Annotated in this window: 19 protein-coding genes; 12 read left to right on the top strand and 7 right to left on the bottom strand. The window is 70.0% G+C overall.

Annotated elements, in window-relative coordinates; genetic code table 11:
- Positions 1-2 precede the first annotated feature (2 nt).
- Positions 3-332 carry an SMR family transporter gene (locus JQC91_RS09995; RefSeq protein WP_203286682.1) on the bottom strand — a complete coding sequence of 110 codons (330 nt, stop codon included), beginning with the start codon at positions 330-332 and terminating at the stop codon, positions 3-5.
- A gap of 2 nt (positions 333-334) precedes the next feature.
- Positions 335-973 (bottom strand): YitT family protein, encoded by a 639-nt coding sequence (locus JQC91_RS09990; RefSeq protein ID WP_343069948.1) that lies wholly within the window; start codon positions 971-973, stop codon positions 335-337.
- A gap of 143 nt (positions 974-1,116) precedes the next feature.
- Here JQC91_RS09990 and JQC91_RS09985 point away from each other — a divergent pair, with 143 nt between their 5' ends.
- Positions 1,117-1,734, top strand: a complete 618-nt coding sequence (locus tag JQC91_RS09985; protein ID WP_203286681.1) for a hypothetical protein — start codon at positions 1,117-1,119, stop codon at positions 1,732-1,734.
- Positions 1,735-1,920: 186 nt separating this feature from the next.
- Here JQC91_RS09985 and JQC91_RS09980 read toward each other — a convergent pair whose 3' ends face one another.
- Positions 1,921-3,129: an NADP-dependent isocitrate dehydrogenase gene (locus JQC91_RS09980; protein WP_203286680.1), complete on the bottom strand. Its 1,209-nt coding sequence runs from the start codon at positions 3,127-3,129 to the stop codon at positions 1,921-1,923.
- Between the two features lie 145 nt (positions 3,130-3,274).
- On the opposite strand from JQC91_RS09980, the gene JQC91_RS09975 reads away from it, so the two are divergent.
- Both JQC91_RS09975 and JQC91_RS09970 read left to right on the top strand, forming a co-directional pair.
- Positions 3,275-3,850 (top strand): flavodoxin family protein, encoded by a 576-nt coding sequence (locus JQC91_RS09975; protein ID WP_203286679.1) that lies wholly within the window; start codon positions 3,275-3,277, stop codon positions 3,848-3,850.
- A 104-nt stretch (positions 3,851-3,954) separates the two neighbouring features.
- Positions 3,955-6,432 carry a Hint domain-containing protein gene (locus JQC91_RS09970; protein ID WP_203286678.1) on the top strand — a complete coding sequence of 826 codons (2,478 nt, stop codon included), beginning with the start codon at positions 3,955-3,957 and terminating at the stop codon, positions 6,430-6,432.
- A 51-nt stretch (positions 6,433-6,483) separates the two neighbouring features.
- Here the strand turns inward: JQC91_RS09970 and JQC91_RS09965 are convergent, their stop codons facing one another.
- From JQC91_RS09965 to JQC91_RS09950, 4 genes are all read right to left on the bottom strand, one after another.
- Positions 6,484-7,062, bottom strand: coding sequence for a hypothetical protein (locus tag JQC91_RS09965; protein WP_203286677.1), 579 nt, complete (start codon positions 7,060-7,062; stop codon positions 6,484-6,486).
- A 118-nt stretch (positions 7,063-7,180) separates the two neighbouring features.
- Positions 7,181-7,720 carry an HD domain-containing protein gene (locus JQC91_RS09960; RefSeq protein WP_203287513.1) on the bottom strand — a complete coding sequence of 180 codons (540 nt, stop codon included), beginning with the start codon at positions 7,718-7,720 and terminating at the stop codon, positions 7,181-7,183.
- Between the two features lie 17 nt (positions 7,721-7,737).
- Complete coding sequence (locus tag JQC91_RS09955) at positions 7,738-8,001, bottom strand: hypothetical protein (protein ID WP_203286676.1); 264 nt, start codon at positions 7,999-8,001, stop codon at positions 7,738-7,740.
- Positions 7,998-8,645: an alpha/beta hydrolase gene (locus JQC91_RS09950; RefSeq protein ID WP_203286675.1), complete on the bottom strand. Its 648-nt coding sequence runs from the start codon at positions 8,643-8,645 to the stop codon at positions 7,998-8,000. The genes JQC91_RS09955 and JQC91_RS09950 overlap by 4 nt, the downstream gene beginning before the upstream one ends.
- A gap of 143 nt (positions 8,646-8,788) precedes the next feature.
- Here JQC91_RS09950 and JQC91_RS09945 point away from each other — a divergent pair, with 143 nt between their 5' ends.
- From JQC91_RS09945 to JQC91_RS09905, 9 genes are all read left to right on the top strand, one after another.
- Positions 8,789-9,241, top strand: a complete 453-nt coding sequence (locus tag JQC91_RS09945) for an Rrf2 family transcriptional regulator (protein WP_203286674.1) — start codon at positions 8,789-8,791, stop codon at positions 9,239-9,241.
- Positions 9,238-10,281, top strand: a complete 1,044-nt coding sequence (locus JQC91_RS09940; protein ID WP_343069947.1) for an aminotransferase class V-fold PLP-dependent enzyme — start codon at positions 9,238-9,240, stop codon at positions 10,279-10,281. Before JQC91_RS09945 ends, JQC91_RS09940 begins: the two co-directional genes overlap by 4 nt.
- Before the next feature lie 4 nt (positions 10,282-10,285).
- Positions 10,286-11,806 (top strand): Fe-S cluster assembly protein SufB, encoded by a 1,521-nt coding sequence (gene sufB, locus JQC91_RS09935; protein ID WP_238941467.1) that lies wholly within the window; start codon positions 10,286-10,288, stop codon positions 11,804-11,806.
- A 360-nt stretch (positions 11,807-12,166) separates the two neighbouring features.
- The gene (locus JQC91_RS09930) at positions 12,167-12,487 is read left to right on the top strand and encodes a heavy metal-binding domain-containing protein (RefSeq protein WP_203286673.1); all 321 of its coding nucleotides are present in this window, start codon (positions 12,167-12,169) and stop codon (positions 12,485-12,487) included.
- Positions 12,484-12,768 carry a hypothetical protein gene (locus JQC91_RS09925; RefSeq protein WP_203286672.1) on the top strand — a complete coding sequence of 95 codons (285 nt, stop codon included), beginning with the start codon at positions 12,484-12,486 and terminating at the stop codon, positions 12,766-12,768. The genes JQC91_RS09930 and JQC91_RS09925 overlap by 4 nt, the downstream gene beginning before the upstream one ends.
- 35 nt (positions 12,769-12,803) lie before the next feature.
- A complete protein-coding gene (sufC, locus tag JQC91_RS09920) occupies positions 12,804-13,559 on the top strand; it encodes a Fe-S cluster assembly ATPase SufC (RefSeq protein ID WP_203286671.1) in 756 nt (251 codons plus the stop codon).
- Complete coding sequence (locus tag JQC91_RS09915; protein WP_203286670.1) at positions 13,559-14,803, top strand: SufD family Fe-S cluster assembly protein; 1,245 nt, start codon at positions 13,559-13,561, stop codon at positions 14,801-14,803. Before sufC ends, JQC91_RS09915 begins: the two co-directional genes overlap by 1 nt.
- The gene (locus JQC91_RS09910; protein WP_203286669.1) at positions 14,800-15,363 is read left to right on the top strand and encodes a YIP1 family protein; all 564 of its coding nucleotides are present in this window, start codon (positions 14,800-14,802) and stop codon (positions 15,361-15,363) included. The genes JQC91_RS09915 and JQC91_RS09910 overlap by 4 nt, the downstream gene beginning before the upstream one ends.
- On the top strand, positions 15,360-15,947 hold the full coding sequence (locus JQC91_RS09905; protein ID WP_203286668.1) for a hypothetical protein: 588 nt from the start codon (positions 15,360-15,362) through the stop codon (positions 15,945-15,947). The genes JQC91_RS09910 and JQC91_RS09905 overlap by 4 nt, the downstream gene beginning before the upstream one ends.
- Positions 15,948-15,954 lie beyond the last annotated feature (7 nt).

The raw sequence follows: 15,954 nt of genomic DNA, 5'->3' as shown, positions 1-15,954 counted from the left end.
ACTCAGTGTCCCGTGCTGTTGGAGAAGAGCTGCATCACGAGGATGCCCGCGACGATCAGGGCCATGCCGATCAGGGCGGGGGCGTCGAGGGACTGGCGGAAGACGAGCCAGCCGATGGCGGTGATCAGGACGATGCCGAGGCCGGACCAGATCGCGTAGGCGATGCCGACGGGGATCGTCCTGAGCACTTGGGCCAGCAGGTAGAACGACACCGCGTAGGCTATGACCGTGACGACCGAGGGGGCCGCGCGGGTGAAGCCCTCGGACGCCTTGAGCGCGGTGGTACCCACGGTCTCCGCGGCGATGGCGAGGACGAGGAGGAGCCACGGCATCGCTATCTCCCGACGTAGCGGTCGCGGCGGTGGTTCACCGCGATGATGAGGTTGGTCACGACCGCGCCCGCCGCGCTGGCCGCCACGAGGCGGAGCGGCAGGACGAGGGCGGCGGCGGCGAAGAGGGCGAGGTCGAAGGCGAGTTGGGTCCAGCCGGCCTTGAAGGCGAACCGCTCCTGCAGCCAGAGCGCGAGGATGCCGACGCCCCCGAGGCTGGCGCCGTGGCGGAACACGACGATCAGCCCCATCCCGATGGTCGCCCCCGACAGGAGGCCCGCGATCCACGGATCGACGGTGACGGTCAGGACCTCGGGCAGGAGGCGGGCCATCACGGAGACGAGGGTGACGGCCACGACCGTCTTGGCGACGAAGCGCGGCCCCATGCGGGCCCAGCCGAGCCAGTAGAACGGCAGGTTCAGGACGAAGAACCAGAGCGGGAAGCCGTAGGGCGTCACGTAGGCGAGGAGGACGCCGAGGCCGGCGGTCTGGCCGGTGACGAGGCCCGCCGATTGCAGCAGGACGACCCCGAGGGCGCAGAGCGCGGTGCCGAGGAGAAGCGCCTGCGCGTCCTCCCACGCGGAGTGGCGGAGGGCCTCGGGCAGGGCGTGGGGCTCGCGGTGCGGGGGCGCGGTCTGGGACACGTCGACCGGCGTATTCAGCGGGGGGGAAGGTGTAAAGCGGGGCGCCCCCCCCGGCGGCGCCGTCGCGGCGCGCGCATTGTTGACCTTGCGTCAGGTCCGTCGATACCGTCGCGCCACCATCGCCACACCGGAAGGACGCGCCCGTGCTCAAGCGGAGTTACACCCCCTCGGACCCGCAGCCCGCGAGCGACACGTTCGTTCAGTGGCTCTCGACCTTCTTCGGCTTTGCGCCCGGGTTCCGCGACCTCGAGTTCGAGGTCCGGAGCCGCCGGATCACGCGCGCGAAGCTCATGGAGGTCGGCGCGGCGGTGATGAAGGGTCGGGTGTCGGTCGTGATCGACGCGGACGGGCTGGCCGCCGACTCCGCGAACGCGCTCTACGATTCGGCGTCGAACCGGCTGGTGCTGCCGACCGAGCGCATGGCGATGAACGTGACGTGGGAATCGATCCTCGCGCACGAGGCCGTCCACATCATCAACGACCTGGAAGGGGTGACGGCCGACGCCCTCTTGGAGGAGGGGCGCGGCCTGCTCGCGATGACGTGGTATCGGAGCGCCAACGCCTTGGTGAAGGCGCGGCCGGCGGACGGCACGCCCGCGGCGGTCGTCGGCGCGGTCGTCGACGCCATGCGCGAGCGGCGGCGCCGGACGGGCGCCATCCCCGTCGCCACGCCCACGGAGGTCGAGGCGCTGCAGTTCGCCGCCCTCGGGCGCGGCTACGCGCCGGGGCAGATCCTCGCGGACGGCCTGCCGGGGATGTGAGACGCGCGGCCGCGCTGCGGATGGGCGCCTCGGGCGCGGGCATGCCTTCGGGGCGAGGGCCGATCCTCGGGCGCCATGGGTGCGGGTCGTGTGGACGGGTGGTCGCGGCGCAAGGCCGCGACCGGGTGCCTCCCCATGCGCCCTGACGGGCGCATGAGGTCACACTCGCACTGATCGGCGGGGCGATCAGAGCGCCTTCTGCAGGTTCTCGTCGATCTTCTCGAGGAAGCCCATCGTCGTCAGCCACTTCTGGTCGGGGCCGACGAGCAGGGCGAGATCCTTGGTCATGTGACCGGACTCGACCGTGTCGACGATGACCTTCTCCAGCGTCTCCGCGAAGTTCAGCAGCTGCGCGTTGTCGTCGAGCTTGGCGCGGTGCTTGAGGCCGCCGGTCCACGCGAAGATCGACGCGATGGAATTGGTCGACGTCTCCTTGCCCGCTTGGTGCTGGCGGTAGTGGCGGGTGACGGTGCCGTGGGCGGCCTCGGCCTCAACGATCTTGCCGTCCGGCGTCATCAGCTGCGAGGTCATCAGGCCGAGCGAGCCGAAGCCCTGCGCCACGGTGTCGGACTGCACGTCTCCGTCGTAGTTCTTGCACGCCCAGACGTAGCCGCCGGACCACTTCATCGCGGAGGCGACCATGTCGTCGATCAGGCGGTGCTCGTAGTGGAGGCCGGCCTCGTCGAACTGCGCCTTGAACTCGTCGTCGAAGATGCGCTGGAAGATCAGCATGAACTGGCCGTCATACTGCTTCAGGATGGTGTTCTTCGTGGACAGGTAGACCGGGTAGCCGCGCTTGAGGCCGTAGTTGAAGGACGCGCGCGCGAAGTCCTCGATCGACTTGTCGAGGTTGTACATCGACATGAACACGCCCGAGGACGGGGCGTCGAACACCTCGTGCTCCTCGACGGTGCCGTCCTCGCCGACGAACTTCATCGACAGCTTGCCCTTGCCCGGGAACTTGATGTCCGTGGCGCGGTACTGGTCGCCGAAGGCGTGTCGCCCGATGACGATGGGCTGGGTCCAGCCGGGCACGAGGCGCGGCACGTTGGAGCAGATGATCGGCTCGCGGAAGACCACGCCGCCGAGGATGTTGCGGATCGTGCCGTTGGGCGAGCGCCACATCTTCTTGAGGCCGAACTCCTCGACGCGGCCCTCGTCGGGGGTGATCGTCGCGCATTTCACGCCGACGCCGACCTCCTTGATCTTCTCGGCGGCGTCGATGGTGATCTGGTCGTTGGTCTCGTCCCGGCTCTCGATCCCGAGGTCGTAGTAGAGCAGGTCCACGTCGAGATAGGGCAGGATCAGCTTCTTCTTGATGAAGTCCCAGATGATGCGGGTCATCTCGTCGCCGTCGAGCTCGACGACGGGGTTCTCTACCTTGATCTTGGACATGGCTGCCTCGCTAGGGGTCGGTCGCGGTCCCCCTACCGCAGGCCGGGTCCGGGGCCAAGGGTATGCGACGGTATGCCGTGGCGCGGGAACCCGATCGGGGGGCGGATGTTGGCGTCGGTATCCCTGCGCGGCCCCGGAGACCCCCATGCCCAAGATCGCCATTGTCTATCATTCCGGCTACGGCCACACGAAGAAGCAGGCCCTCGCCGTGGCGGCGGGCGCGCGGTCCGCGGGGGCCGACGTGGACGTGCTGGAGGCGGCGGACCTGCAGGACCCGGCCGAGGGCCCGTGGGACGCGCTCGACGCGGCGGACGCGATCATCTTCGGCTCGCCGACCAACATGGGCTCCGTCTCGGGGGAGTTCGAGAAGTTCGCCGACGCCACGTCGAAGAAGTGGTTCTCGCAGGCGTGGAAGGACAAGCTCGCGGCGGGGTTCTCCTGCTCTTCCTCGTTCCACGGCGACAAGGCGACCACGCTGATCCGCTTCGTCACCTTGGCCTGCCAGCACGGCATGATCTGGGTGAGCCTCGGACTAATGCCGGGGGAGCCGGAGCATCCCGACACGGACGAGGAGAACCTGAACCGCTTGGGCTTCTACATGGGCGCGGGCGCGCAGGCGGGGCAGACGGCCTCGGCCGAGGAGGCGCCCACCAACGGCGACCTCGCGACGGCGCACCACCTCGGCAAGCGGGTGGCGGAGCAGGCCGCGCGGATGGCCTGAGCCGCGGGCGCGCGGAAACGATCGCAAGGTGTTGTCGCGCCGAATCGGATTGCGCCGAACGGCGGAGCATTGAATTCTTACCGGATAGTTAACGGTCGCGCGGGATGCGGCGCGACGCTTTCATTCGGGTGTTTCCAGTGCTGGAGTTCGACGGGCTCGACGAGTTGGCCGGCGCCGAGATCGGGCCGGACGTGACGGCCGTGCTGGTCGGGGGCGTGGTCTACCGCCTCCGCCCGGAGGAGCCGCCGCATCCCGACTTTAAGGCCGCAGACGCGGACGGGCAGTGGTGGTCGCCGGACTACAAGGTCGTCGTGGCCGCCGGGCAGTCGAACATGTTCGGCTCGGGCCGGGGCGGGGACCTCGACCTCGATCCCAACGTCATGACCTACGACTGGCAGGAGGGCGTGGTCGAGCCGGCCGACTACCTGTCGGCGCCCTCGGGCGGGCCGGGGCTTCGGTCCAACCCCGACGTCGAGGTGAACAACCTCTACTACCCCTTCGCCAACAAGCTCTCGGCGGAGGCGGGCCAGCCCGTCCTCGTGATCGCGCGCCCGGTCTCCGGGTCGAAGATCGAGACGTGGCTCGAGGGCGAGGCGGGGGTCAACTGGGAGCCCTTCGCGGCCAGCGTGGAGGACGCGCTCGCGCAGGTGGGGCAGGACGAGGTCGATGTCTTCCTGTGGCACCAGGGCGAGAGCGACCACCCCGACACCGACGCGGCCTACCGCGCGAAGTTCGTGCAGCTCTTCGAGCAGGTGAACGCGCAGGACTGGGCGGGCGACGACCTCGACGTGATCGTGGGCGAGCTGTCGCGCGAGGGCGTCAACGCGATCCGCAACCGCGTCCTGCAGGAGATCGAGCAGGAGGGCGTGTTCGAGAACATGGCCTTCGCCTCGTCCGTGGGGCTCTCGGCGTCGGACGATCCGCGCGGGGTGCATTTCGACGGCGCGGACCTCGTGGCCTTCGGGGAGGAACGCTACTGGGCCGCCTACGAGGAGCTGCAGACGGGCATCCGGCAGGACGCGGGCAACCGGGCGCCGGAGGCGGTGGAGGGGATCAACCCGGCGCGCTTGGACGTGACGCTGCAGGAGGGGGAGCGGTTCGTCCTCGACCCCTCGGACCTATTCACGGACGCGGACGGGGACGAGCTGCACTACTACGTCCAGGCGCTCGCGCGGGGGAACTTCTTCTACGACCAGGACGGCGAGACGATCACGTTCCAGCCGGGGCTGGAGGTCGTGAAGCCGCACCAGGGCGAGAAGGTCTTCGAGTACGAGCTTTTCGCGTCGGACCTCGACGGGGACGGGGCGAAGCTGCTGCTGACCATCACCGTCGAGGACGTCGAGCCGATGGCCCGCTACTGGCGGTTCAAGTCCGACGAGGGCGACGAGGAGACCGCGCAGGGGCTCGCCGACCTCGCCCACGGGATGGACGTCGCGGTCAACAACTCGGTGATCGAGATCCTGTCGCAGGAGGCCTTGGAGGCGGGGCTGAACCCGGTGACCGTGAACAACCTGCTCGTCACCGGCGGGGTGGGGCTGGAGGCGCGGTTCCAGCTCGCGGACGACGTGGTGCGCCTCTATCTCGGCGGGGCGGCTGATTTCGACGTCTACGGGGCCGACCGCAACAACGTCATCCTCGGCAACGACGGTGACAACTTCGTCGATGCGCGGGGCGGGATCGACGACGTGACATTGGGCGGCGGGTTCGACCACGTCGTGTTCGAGAACGACGGGTCCGAGCGCCACATCCTGACCGTCCGCGACTTCGACGTGCGGTTCGACAAGATCGTGCTGCGGAACTTCGGGGTGGACAGCTTCGAGGAGGTGCGCGACCTCGCCACGTTCCGGGACGACGAGGCGAACGACCGGCTGGTGATCGACTTCCCCGATGGGGGCGGGCGGATCGTGCTGGACGGGTTCCGCCTGTCCGACATGCGGCGGCGGATGTTCGAGTACGAGAACGGCGGCGTCTGCATCGGCGCGGGCGCGCTGATCGACACGCCGTCGGGGCCTGTCCCGGTCGAGGCGCTGCGGGCGGGGGACTGGGTGACGACGCGGGACGGTCCGCGCCCGCTCACGTGGGTCGGGGCGGAGACGGTGCCCGTCGCGCTGCAGCGGCGCGTGGCGGAGGTGCGGCCCGTCACCGTCGCTCCGCACGCCTTCGGCCCCGATCGGCCCGCGCGGCCCCTCGTGCTGTCCCAGCGCCACCGCGTCCTCCTCGACGGTCCCGCCTGCGAGGCCGTGTCCGGCGAGGCGGAGGGGCTTGCGGCGGCGGGCCACCTGCTCTCGGACGGGCGGGTCGCGGTTACGGTCGCGACGGCCCCGGTCACCTACGTCCACCTGCTGCTCGACCATCACGCGGTGGTGTTCGCGGACGGCCTGCCGGTCGAGACGCTGAACCCCGGCGCGTCGATCGAGCGGCTCGCCGGCCCGGCGATGCGCGAGGAAATCGTCGCGCTGCATCCGGAGATCCGCCGTCTTCGGGCGGGCGGCTACCTGTTCCTGCCCGCCGCGCCGCTCCTGAAGCGCCACGAAGCGGCCTGCCTCCGGCCCGACCCGGACCCCGCGCGGGCGGTCGCCTGAACGCGGAACGGCCCGCCAGAGGCGGGCCGCTCGTCACGTCGTGGGTCGGGTTCAGATGTCGGTGTAGACGTCGCCGATCTCCTGCACCTCGACGGTGATGTCGTCCCCGTCGAACCAGCCTTCGAAGAAGCCTTCCTCCTCGACGGTCAGCACTTGGTCCCGGTCGAGGTCGGCGGCGTTGTAGAGCCCCGTCGAGTACTCGTCGGTCGACAGGAAGCCGTCGGCGTCCGCGTCGATCGTGGCCCACGTATCGGCGTAGCCCTCGCCGTAGAAGGTGCCGAACTCAGACTGCATCAGCATGCCGTCGCCATCGGCGTCGTAGGTGTCGAACATCGACGCGTCGTAGGTGTCGGTGCCCATGTAGCGGCCGTAGCCCATCTCGAACTCGTCGGCAGAGATGAGGCGGTCGTTGTCGCGGTCGAAGTCGGCGTAAAGGCCGGTCGAGTACTCGGACTGGCTCAGCAGGCCGTCCTCGTCGCGGTCGAGCGCGGTGTAGTAGCCCGTCTCGCCGAAGCCGGTGTTGAACGTGTCGTAGTCGAGGTCCGTGCCATAGGTCGGGCCGAACACCTGCGCGGCGGCAGGGGCGGACAGGGCGGCGGTGGCAACAAGGGCGGTCATCAGCTTGGTCATTGGGTAGGTCTCCCGTGTACGTTTCGATCGTCCCGCTGCGGCGGCGGGTTTGCGATGGGTCAACGTGGACCCCGGGAGGGTGTGTTCCGATCCCCCCCGCGCTCCGGCGGGTCGGGGCCTAGGATCGGCGGAAGAACGCCACGATGCGGGGTTCGAGCCGTGCCCACAGGTGGGGCGCGCCCCGCGCGATCTTCGGAGCGACCTTGGCGCGGAAGGCGCCCTCGGTGACGCCGTAGTCCGCCCACGAGCCGCCGCCCGCCGCGAGGTTGAGGTTGGGCGGGAGGAACCGGTCGAGGGACTTGGCATAGCGGGCGTCCGCGGTCTCGTTCGCCTCGAACTCCCGCCACAGCGCGAGCCACGCATCGCCGTCGGGCAGCATCCCGAAGATGCGGCGGGCGGCCTCGTCCTCCTTGGCGGCCAGCCCCTCCGGGACGTCGCCGAAGACCGGGGCGTCGCCCGCGTCGATCTCCACGAGGTCGTGGATCAGGAGCATGCGGATCACGCGGTCGCGGTCTACTCCCGCGGGCGGCGGCAAGACGAGGGCCGCGAGGGCCACCTGCCACGAGTGCTCGGCGGTGTTCTCGTGGCGGGCGCCGTCGGCGTTGAGGGTGGCGCGCGTGACGCCCTTGAGGCGGTCGGCCTCCATCACGAAGGCCATGACCCGGTCGAGGTCGCTCACCCGTCGGAGGGTGCGGCCGGGGCAGGGGCCGCGGCCTGCTCGGCCTCGTGCGCCGCGCGGGTGCGCGCGACCAGCGCCTTGGCCCGGCGCGCGGCCATCTGGACGCGGAGCGAGACGACGAAGGCCTCCTCGAGCGTCTGGGACTGGTCCGCCAGCACCTTGGTCACGCGCCCGATGATGGCGTCGTCGCCGGTCTCGTCCATCAGGCGCATCACGTCGGTGGCGATCTCGTCGGCCAGCTTGGACGCGAGGTCGCTCACCGCGTCGTCTCCGTCAGGCGCCGGGCGACGTAGCCCTTCACGCTGTCGATCATCGGGTCCATGTGCGGATCCTCGAAGAAGTGGCCCGCGCCCTCGACCTCCTCGTGGGTGATGGTGATGCCCTTCTGCTCGTGCAGCTTGCCCACCAGCGTGCGGGTGTCGGCGGGCTGGGCCACGCGGTCGCCGGTGCCGTTGATGATGAGGCCCGAGGAGGGGCAGGGCGCGAGGAAGGTGAAGTCGCGCGACCCCTCGGGCGAGACGGAGATGAAGCCAGTGATCTCGGGGCGGCGCATCAGCAGCTGCATCCCGATCCACGCGCCGAACGAGAAGCCCGCGACCCAGCAGTGCTTGGCGTTGGGGTTGAGCGACTGGAGGTAGTCGAGCGCCGAGGCCGCGTCCGACAGCTCGCCGATGCCTTGGTCGTACTCGCCTTGGCTGCGGCCCACGCCGCGGAAGTTGAAGCGCAGCACGTTGAAGCCGAGGTCGAGGAACGCGTAGTGCAGGTTGTAGACCACCCGGTTGTTCATCGTCCCGCCGAACTGCGGATGCGGGTGCAGCACGATGGCGATGGGCGCGTCCTTGGCGGTGCGGTGGTAGCGGCCTTCGAGGCGGCCCTCGGGGCCGGGGAAGATGACTTCGGGCATTGTCGTCCCTTGCGTGTTCGCGTCTGGCGGCGGTTGACCGGCGGGGGCCGTGCCCCCTACCTCCGCCCAAATTCCGTGGTCCGCCGGTATGTGACGGGCGATCGGGGGTGAATCAAGTTGCCGCACCGTTTCGGGAGAGGGCGATGAAACTGAGCACCAAGGGCCGCTACGCCATGGTCGCGCTCTGCGACCTCGCGGCGCGCGAGGGGACGACGGCGCTGGCCGAGGTGTCGCGGCGCCAAGACATCTCGCTGCCCTATCTCGAGCAGCTGTTCGTCAAGCTGCGCCGCGCCGGTCTGGTCGAGTCGGTCCGGGGGCCGGGGGGCGGCTACCGGCTGGGACGGGCGGCCGCCGAGATCCGCGTGTCGGACGTGCTGGAGGCGGTGGACGAGACGGTCTCGGCGATGCAGCCCGGCGCGGGGGCCAAGGGCGGCTCGTCGGGGTCGCGGGCGCAGTCGATGACGAACCGGCTCTGGGAGTCGCTCTCGGCCCATGTCTACGTGTTCCTGCACCAGACGCGGCTGTCGGACGTGGTGGAGAACGAGCTGACGCCCTGTCCGGCGGTGCCCTCGCTGTTCGAGGTGGTGGACGAGTGAGCGGGCCGCGGGCCTATCTCGACTGGAACGCGACGGCGCCCCTCCGCCCCGAGGCGCGGGACGCGATGGTCGCGGCGATGGACGTCGCGGGGAACCCGTCCTCCGTCCATGCCGAGGGGCGCGGGGCGAAGGCGCTGGTCGAGCGGGCGCGCGCGCAGGTGGCCGAGGCGATGGGCGCGGCGGCGGCGGACGTGGTGTTCGTGTCGGGCGCCACCGAGGCCGCGGCGCTGGCGATGGCGGGGCGCGGCTTGGCGAGCGCGCCGGTCGAGCACGAGGCCGTTGCGGCATGGGGCGACGGGTCGCTGGCGGTCGACGCGGGCGGCCGCGTCGCGGTGGCGGACCCGGCGCGGGCGGCGGTGCAGGCCGCGAACTCCGAGACGGGCGTGATGCAGGACCTTCCGGCCGGGCTGGCCGTCAGCGACATGACGCAGGCCTTCGGCAAGGTGCCGGTCGCGTTCGACTGGTCGCGCGTGGAGATGGCGCTGGTCTCCGCCCACAAGCTGGGCGGCCCGAAGGGCGTGGGCGCGCTCGTCCTGAAGCGGGGGCTCGACGTCGCGGCGGCGATCCGGGGCGGGGGGCAGGAGATGGGGCGCCGGTCGGGCACCGAGAACGTCGTCGGGATCGCGGGGTTCGGGGCAGCGGCCGAGGCCGCGTCGCGCGACGTCGAGCGCGGCGCGTGGGACCGGGTTGCCGAACTTAGAACTTTTCTAGAAACAAGTCTTGAGGGCCCCGGTAGTCCGACTAAATCAGTCGGGAAGGATTCGCATCGGTTGCCGAACACGTCCTGCCTCGTGACCCCCGGTTGGAAGGGGGAGACGCAGGTGATGGCCATGGACCTCGCGGGGTTCGCGGTCTCGGCGGGGTCGGCCTGCTCCTCGGGCAAGGTCCGGGAGAGCGCGGTGCTGCGGGCGATGGGGCTCGGCGAGGAGGAGGCGCGCTGCGCCATCCGGGTCTCGCTGGGTCCGACGACGGAACGGGCGGAGGTGGAGCGGTTCGTGGCCGCCTTCCTGCGCCAGAGAGAGAAGCGGTTGGGGAGCTGAGAGCATGGACGGATCGATGCCCGATGGAACGATCGAAGTGCGCGACGGCGTGGATCGCGAGACCGTGGAGGCCGTGAAGGGCCTCGCCGGGCAGTACAAGCACGGCTGGAACACGGAGATCGAGACGGAGTACGCTCCCAAGGGCCTGTCCGAGGACATTGTGCGCCTGATCTCCGAGAAGAACGGCGAGCCGGAGTGGCTGCTTGAGTGGCGCCTCGACGCGTTCCGCCGCTGGGAGAAGCTGGAGGAGCCCACGTGGGCGATGGTCCAGTATCCCCAGATCGACTTCCAGGATCAGTATTACTACGCCCGGCCCAAGAGCATGACGGAGAAGCCGAAGTCGCTCGACGAGGTCGATCCCAAGCTGTTGGAGACCTACAAGAAGCTGGGCATCCCGCTGAAGGAGCAGGCGCTTCTCGCGGGGGTCGAGCCCGCGCCGGAGGACCGCAAGGTCGCCGTGGACGCGGTGTTCGACTCCGTCTCCGTCGGCACGACCTTCAAGGCGGAGTTGGCCAAGGCGGGCGTGATCTTCTGCTCCATCTCCGAGGCGGTGCGCGACCATCCGGATCTGGTGAGGAAGTATCTCGGCTCGGTCATCCCGGCGTCGGACAACTACTACGCCACGCTGAACGCGGCGGTCTTCTCGGACGGCAGCTTCGTCTACATCCCCAAGGGCGTCCGCTGCCCGATGGAGCTGTCGACCTACTTCCGGATCAACGCCGAGAACACGGGCCAGTTCGAGCGCACGCTCATCATCGCGGACGAGGGGTCCTACGTCAGCTACCTCGAAGGCTGCACCGCGCCGCAGCGCGACACCGCGCAGCTCCACGCGGCCTGCGTCGAGCTGGTCCTGATGGACGACGCGGAGATCAAGTACTCCACAGTCCAGAACTGGTATCCGGGCGACGAGGAGGGCCGGGGCGGCATCTACAACTTCGTCACCAAGCGCGCCGATTGCCGGGGCGCGCGGTCCAAGGTGATGTGGACGCAGGTCGAGACCGGCTCGGCGGTGACGTGGAAGTACCCGTCCTGCATCCTGCGCGGCGACGACAGCCAAGGCGAGTTCTACTCGATCGCGATCGCCAACAACATGCAGCAGGCCGACACCGGCACCAAGATGATCCATCTGGGCCAGCGCACGAAGTCGCGCATTGTCTCCAAGGGCATCTCGGCGGGCCGCGCGCAGAACACCTATCGCGGCCAGGTTTCGATGCATGCGAAGGCCAAGGACTCGCGCAACTACACGCAGTGCGACTCCCTGCTGATCGGTGGCGAGTGCGGGGCGCACACGGTGCCCTACATCGAGGTCCGGAACATGTCCTCGCGCGTGGAGCACGAGGCCACGACCTCCAAGGTGGACGACGACCAGCTCTTCTACTGCCGCCAGCGCGGCATGGACGAGGAGGAGGCGGTGGCCCTCGTGGTCAACGGCTTCTGCAAGGAGGTGCTGCAGGCGCTGCCGATGGAGTTCGCCATGGAGGCGCAACAGCTGGTGGCGATCTCACTGGAAGGCAGCGTCGGCTGATGGCGGCGTCCGGTGGTGAGGCGCATATTCATTCGACTATTGTCGCGGGGCGGGCCGTCCGCGACGATGGTGGGATCCGCGTGGCCGCCCTCATTGGTGCGTTGGTTGGCGTCGTTGGCGTCGTCCTTTCGCTCGTAGTGGGAAGCGGTGCGGTCTTTGGGGGCGCAGTGGCGACGGCTTTGGCCTCGGCGTATGTCGTCCAGTCCGTCTTACGGCGGCGGGACGCGCGCAGGCGTGCTCTCCGCGAGATAGCGCGCCGTGAGGAGGCCAACGCGCGTACTGAGCGGGCTGTTGAGACCGCCCGTGCGGCCGGCGCTTTCGATCGGTTCGAAGTTGCGAGGACAGGTTCGAGGTGACGCGATGATCTCCACCACCACCCCCACGCTCGAAGGGCACTGCATCGCCGCCTACCACGGCATCGTCGTCGGCGAGGCGATCCTCGGGGCGAACGTGGTGCGCGACTTCTTCGCGGGAATCACGGACATCGTGGGCGGACGCTCTGGCGCCTACGAGAAGTCGTTGCAGGAGGCGCGCGAGGTCGCCCTGCGCGAGATGGAGCAGCGGGCCGCCGCGATGGGGGGCAACGCCGTCGTAGGCGTCGACCTCGACTACGAGGTGGTCGGCAAGGACGGGGGCATGATGATGGTCTCGGCCTCGGGAACGGCGGTGACGGTCGAGTGAAGTTGGGGGTCCGCCTGATCCTGCCGGCGCTGGTGATCGGCGCGGTCTGGGGCGGGCTGGTGGACCTGCTGCTCTGGGACGGCGCGCGCTACGTGATGGCGTGGGCCGGGCTGGTGATCGGACCCGCCGGGTTCGCGCTGGCGATAAACGCGCTGGAGCGGCGCGAGATGGAGCGCGCGGGGCCGTCCGCGCAGGAGATGGAGGCCGCCTACCGCGCCGAGGTCGCGCGGCGCATGGCGGCGGCGGAGGCGCGGGGCGATCTGGTCCGCTTCCGTAGGTGAAGGACGCGCCGCAAGGCACTGACAGGATGGAAGAGATGCTGAAGATCGAGAACCTGCACGTGAAGCTCGAGGAGGAGGACAAGCGCATCCTCAAGGGCGTCGACCTTGAGGTCGAGGCGGGCAAGGTCCACGCCATCATGGGGCCGAACGGGTCCGGCAAGTCGACGCTGTCCTACGTGCTGTCGGGGCGCGACGGCTACGAGGTGACGGACGGCTCGGCCACGCTGGGCGGCGAGGACATCCTCGACATGGAGCCGGAGGAGCGCGCGGCGGCGGGCCTCTTCCTCGCGTTCCAGTATCCGGTGGAGATTCCGGGCGTCGGCAACATGACCTTCCTGCGGACGGCCGTGAACGCGCAGCGCAAGGCGCGTGGGCAGGACGAGCTGTCGGCGGGCGAGTTCCTCAAGGTCGTGCGCGAGAAGGCCAAGACGCTGAAGATCGACGCCGACATGCTGAAGCGGCCCGTGAACGTGGGCTTCTCGGGCGGCGAGAAGAAGCGCAACGAGATCCTCCAGATGGCGATGCTGGAGCCGAAGATGTGCATCCTCGACGAGACCGATTCCGGCCTCGACGTGGACGCGATGAAGCTGGTGGCCGACGGGGTGAACGCCCTGCGCGACGAAGGGCGCGGCTTCCTCGTGATTACGCACTACCAGCGGCTGCTCGACCACATCGCGCCGGACGTGGTGCACATCATGGCGGACGGGCGCATCGTGAAGACGGGCGGGCCGGACCTCGCGCTCGAGGTCGAGAAGAACGGCTACGGCGACATCCTGTCCGAGGTGGCGTGATGGCGGACGCGCACAAGACCGCGCTGGACGACCGGCTGTCGGCGCTCTCCATGCCGGAGGGCGGCGGCTGGCTGGGCCGCGCCCGCAAGGATGCGCTGGCGCGGCTAGGCGCCGTGGGCCTGCCGGTGCGGCGCGACGAGTACTGGCGCTACACCGATCCGCGCGCGCTGACGCGGGTGGAGGCGCCGGAGGGGGCCGACGTCGACGCGGGCGATCCGTTCGACGGGCTGGACGCGGTGACGATCACCGTGACGGACGGCGTCGGGGGCGACCTGCCGAGCTTGCCCGAGGGGCTGGAGGTGCAGCGCCTCGCCGAGGCGGGCGCGCCCGACATCCACTGGGCCAAGGACCTCTACGGCGCGCTGGAGGCGGCGGGGTCGCGCCCCGTGCTGCGTCCCCTCGCCACGCTGAACAGCGCCTTCGCCACGGACGGTCTCGTGATCCGCGCGACGGGTCCGGTGGGCACGCCGGTGCGGATCGTCATGGCGGGGCGGGGCGACGCGATCCTGCACCACGTCGTGAAGGTCGAGGCGGGCGCGTCGCTGACGCTGATCGAGACCGGGACGCCCGGCGCGCGGGCGAACACCGCAATCGAGGTCGACGTGGCCGAGGGCGGCGTGCTCCACCACCTGCGCGTGGACGGGGGCGACGACCGCCACCTCAACGCGCACCTCTTCGCGCGGCTGGGCGCCGAGGCGACGCTGCGCTCCTTCGCGATGGCGCGGAACGGGACGCTGACGCGCAACGAATCCACCGTCGAGTTCACGGGTGACGATGCCGCCGCCACGTTGGCGGGCGCGGTGGTGGGCGAGGGTCGCGTGCATCACGACGACACGGTCTTCGTCACCCACGGCGCGCTGCGCTGCGAGAGCCGGCAGGTCTACAAGAAGGTCCTCCGCTCCGGTGCCACCGGCGTGTTCCAAGGCAAGATCCTCGTGAAGGAGGGCGCGCAGAAGACCGATGGCTACCAGATCAGCCAGTCGCTCCTGCTCGACGACGACGCGGTGTTCCTCGCGAAGCCGGAGTTAGAGATCTACGCCGACGACGTGGCCTGCTCGCACGGGTCCACCACGGGCGCGATCGACGAGACGGCGCTGTTCTACCTGCGCTCGCGCGGGGTGCCCGAGGCGCGGGCGGTGGCGATGCTCGTCCTGTCCTTCCTCGCCGAGGCGGTGGAGGAGGTAGACGACGCGGGCCTGCAGGAGCGGCTCTTGGAGCATCTGGAAGGCTGGCTCGCGGCGTGAGCGTCGCCACGGACATTCCGCGCGCGTGGGTCAGGCCCGCGACGGTGATGGCCGAAAAGCTCGCCCGCCGCCCCGACGAGCGCGTGGCCTTCGTGTACGTCGCGGTGGCGAGCGTCCTCGGCTTCGCGTCGACGCTGCCCGGGCTCCAGCGGCGCGCGCGCGCTTCCGATCCGGAGTTCGAGGCGGCCATCGTGGCGGAGGCCGGCGAGGCGCGCATCATGCAGGTGCCCGCCGACCTGACGCAGGCGAAGTTCGAGGCGCTGATGTCCGGCGCGCTGATGTCGTGGCTCTTCGTGGTGCCGATCCTGCTCTACGTCGTGGCATGGGCGTCGCATCTCCTCGCCAAGCTGGCGGGCGGGCGCGGGACGGGCCTCGGCGCGCGGATCGCGCTGTTCTGGGCCGCGCTCGTCGCGGTGCCGGGGCTGCTGCTGACGGGCCTGACGACCGGGCTGGTCGGCGAGGGGCCCGAGGCTGCCTTCGTCGCGGTCCTCACGGCCTGCGTGTTCCTCTGGGTTTGGATCAACTCGCTCTACGTCGCCGAGCGGGGGGTGCCCGCGTGACGGACCTCCCCCTCTCCACTCTCGCGGCCGTCACGGTGCGCGACCCGGACGCGGCGGCGCGCGACATCCTCGCGCGCCAGTGGACGCAGGACGTGCAGTGGTCCGCGCTGATCGCGGTCGCCTGCATCTCCGCCGTCCTGTCCCACCTCGCCTTCCGCGCGCAGGGGGTGCCGCCCGAGGCGATCATGCCGGCGCTGCGCTGGCCCTTCGTGACGGCGGGGATCGAGATCGCGATCCTGTGGTTCACCGCCTTCTCGCTGTGGCGGGTGGGGCGGACCTTCGGGGGCGCCGGCGACGCGCGTGGGGCGCTGTCGCTCGTGGTGTGGCTGCAGGGGATGCTGATCGGGGTGCAGGTGCTGCAGTTCGCGCTCCTCGGCGCCCCCGCGCTCTCGTCGCTCGTATGGCTCGTCGGGGTCGGCCTCGCCTTGTGGTGGTTCACGCGCTTCGCGATGGTCCTGCACGGGTTCAGCAGCCCGGTCCGGGTGATGGGCGTCACGCTGCTCGTCGCCATCTCCCTCTTCTCGGCGTTCAGCCTCGTGCTGGCGTTCCTCGGCCTCGGGCCGTCCACCGAGCCCGTCAACTAGGATCCCG

This window comes from Jannaschia sp. Os4 (assembly GCF_016820245.1).
In the GTDB taxonomy this organism is placed as follows: Bacteria; Pseudomonadota; Alphaproteobacteria; order Rhodobacterales; family Rhodobacteraceae; genus Jannaschia.
The sequence above is the reverse complement of the archived record's forward strand: the minus strand, read 5'-3'. Positions and strand labels throughout refer to the sequence as shown.

What these genes read in the sequence shown, in the direction of transcription:
- JQC91_RS09995 (WP_203286682.1), bottom strand. Translation starts at nt 332, where the DNA reads ATGCCGTGGCTCCTCCTCGTCCTCGCCATCGCCGCGGAGACCGTGGGT.
- JQC91_RS09945 (WP_203286674.1), top strand. Translation starts at nt 8,789, where the DNA reads ATGAAACTGAGCACCAAGGGCCGCTACGCCATGGTCGCGCTCTGCGAC.
- JQC91_RS09930 (WP_203286673.1), top strand. Translation starts at nt 12,167, where the DNA reads ATGATCTCCACCACCACCCCCACGCTCGAAGGGCACTGCATCGCCGCC.
- JQC91_RS09950 (WP_203286675.1), bottom strand. Translation starts at nt 8,645, where the DNA reads ATGCCCGAAGTCATCTTCCCCGGCCCCGAGGGCCGCCTCGAAGGCCGC.
- sufC (WP_203286671.1), top strand. Translation starts at nt 12,804, where the DNA reads ATGCTGAAGATCGAGAACCTGCACGTGAAGCTCGAGGAGGAGGACAAG.
- JQC91_RS09970 (WP_203286678.1), top strand. Translation starts at nt 3,955, where the DNA reads ATGCGGCGCGACGCTTTCATTCGGGTGTTTCCAGTGCTGGAGTTCGAC.
- sufB (WP_238941467.1), top strand. Translation starts at nt 10,286, where the DNA reads ATGGACGGATCGATGCCCGATGGAACGATCGAAGTGCGCGACGGCGTG.
- JQC91_RS09960 (WP_203287513.1), bottom strand. Translation starts at nt 7,720, where the DNA reads ATGGCCTTCGTGATGGAGGCCGACCGCCTCAAGGGCGTCACGCGCGCC.
- JQC91_RS09975 (WP_203286679.1), top strand. Translation starts at nt 3,275, where the DNA reads ATGCCCAAGATCGCCATTGTCTATCATTCCGGCTACGGCCACACGAAG.
- JQC91_RS09965 (WP_203286677.1), bottom strand. Translation starts at nt 7,062, where the DNA reads ATGACCAAGCTGATGACCGCCCTTGTTGCCACCGCCGCCCTGTCCGCC.
- JQC91_RS09915 (WP_203286670.1), top strand. Translation starts at nt 13,559, where the DNA reads ATGGCGGACGCGCACAAGACCGCGCTGGACGACCGGCTGTCGGCGCTC.
- JQC91_RS09980 (WP_203286680.1), bottom strand. Translation starts at nt 3,129, where the DNA reads ATGTCCAAGATCAAGGTAGAGAACCCCGTCGTCGAGCTCGACGGCGAC.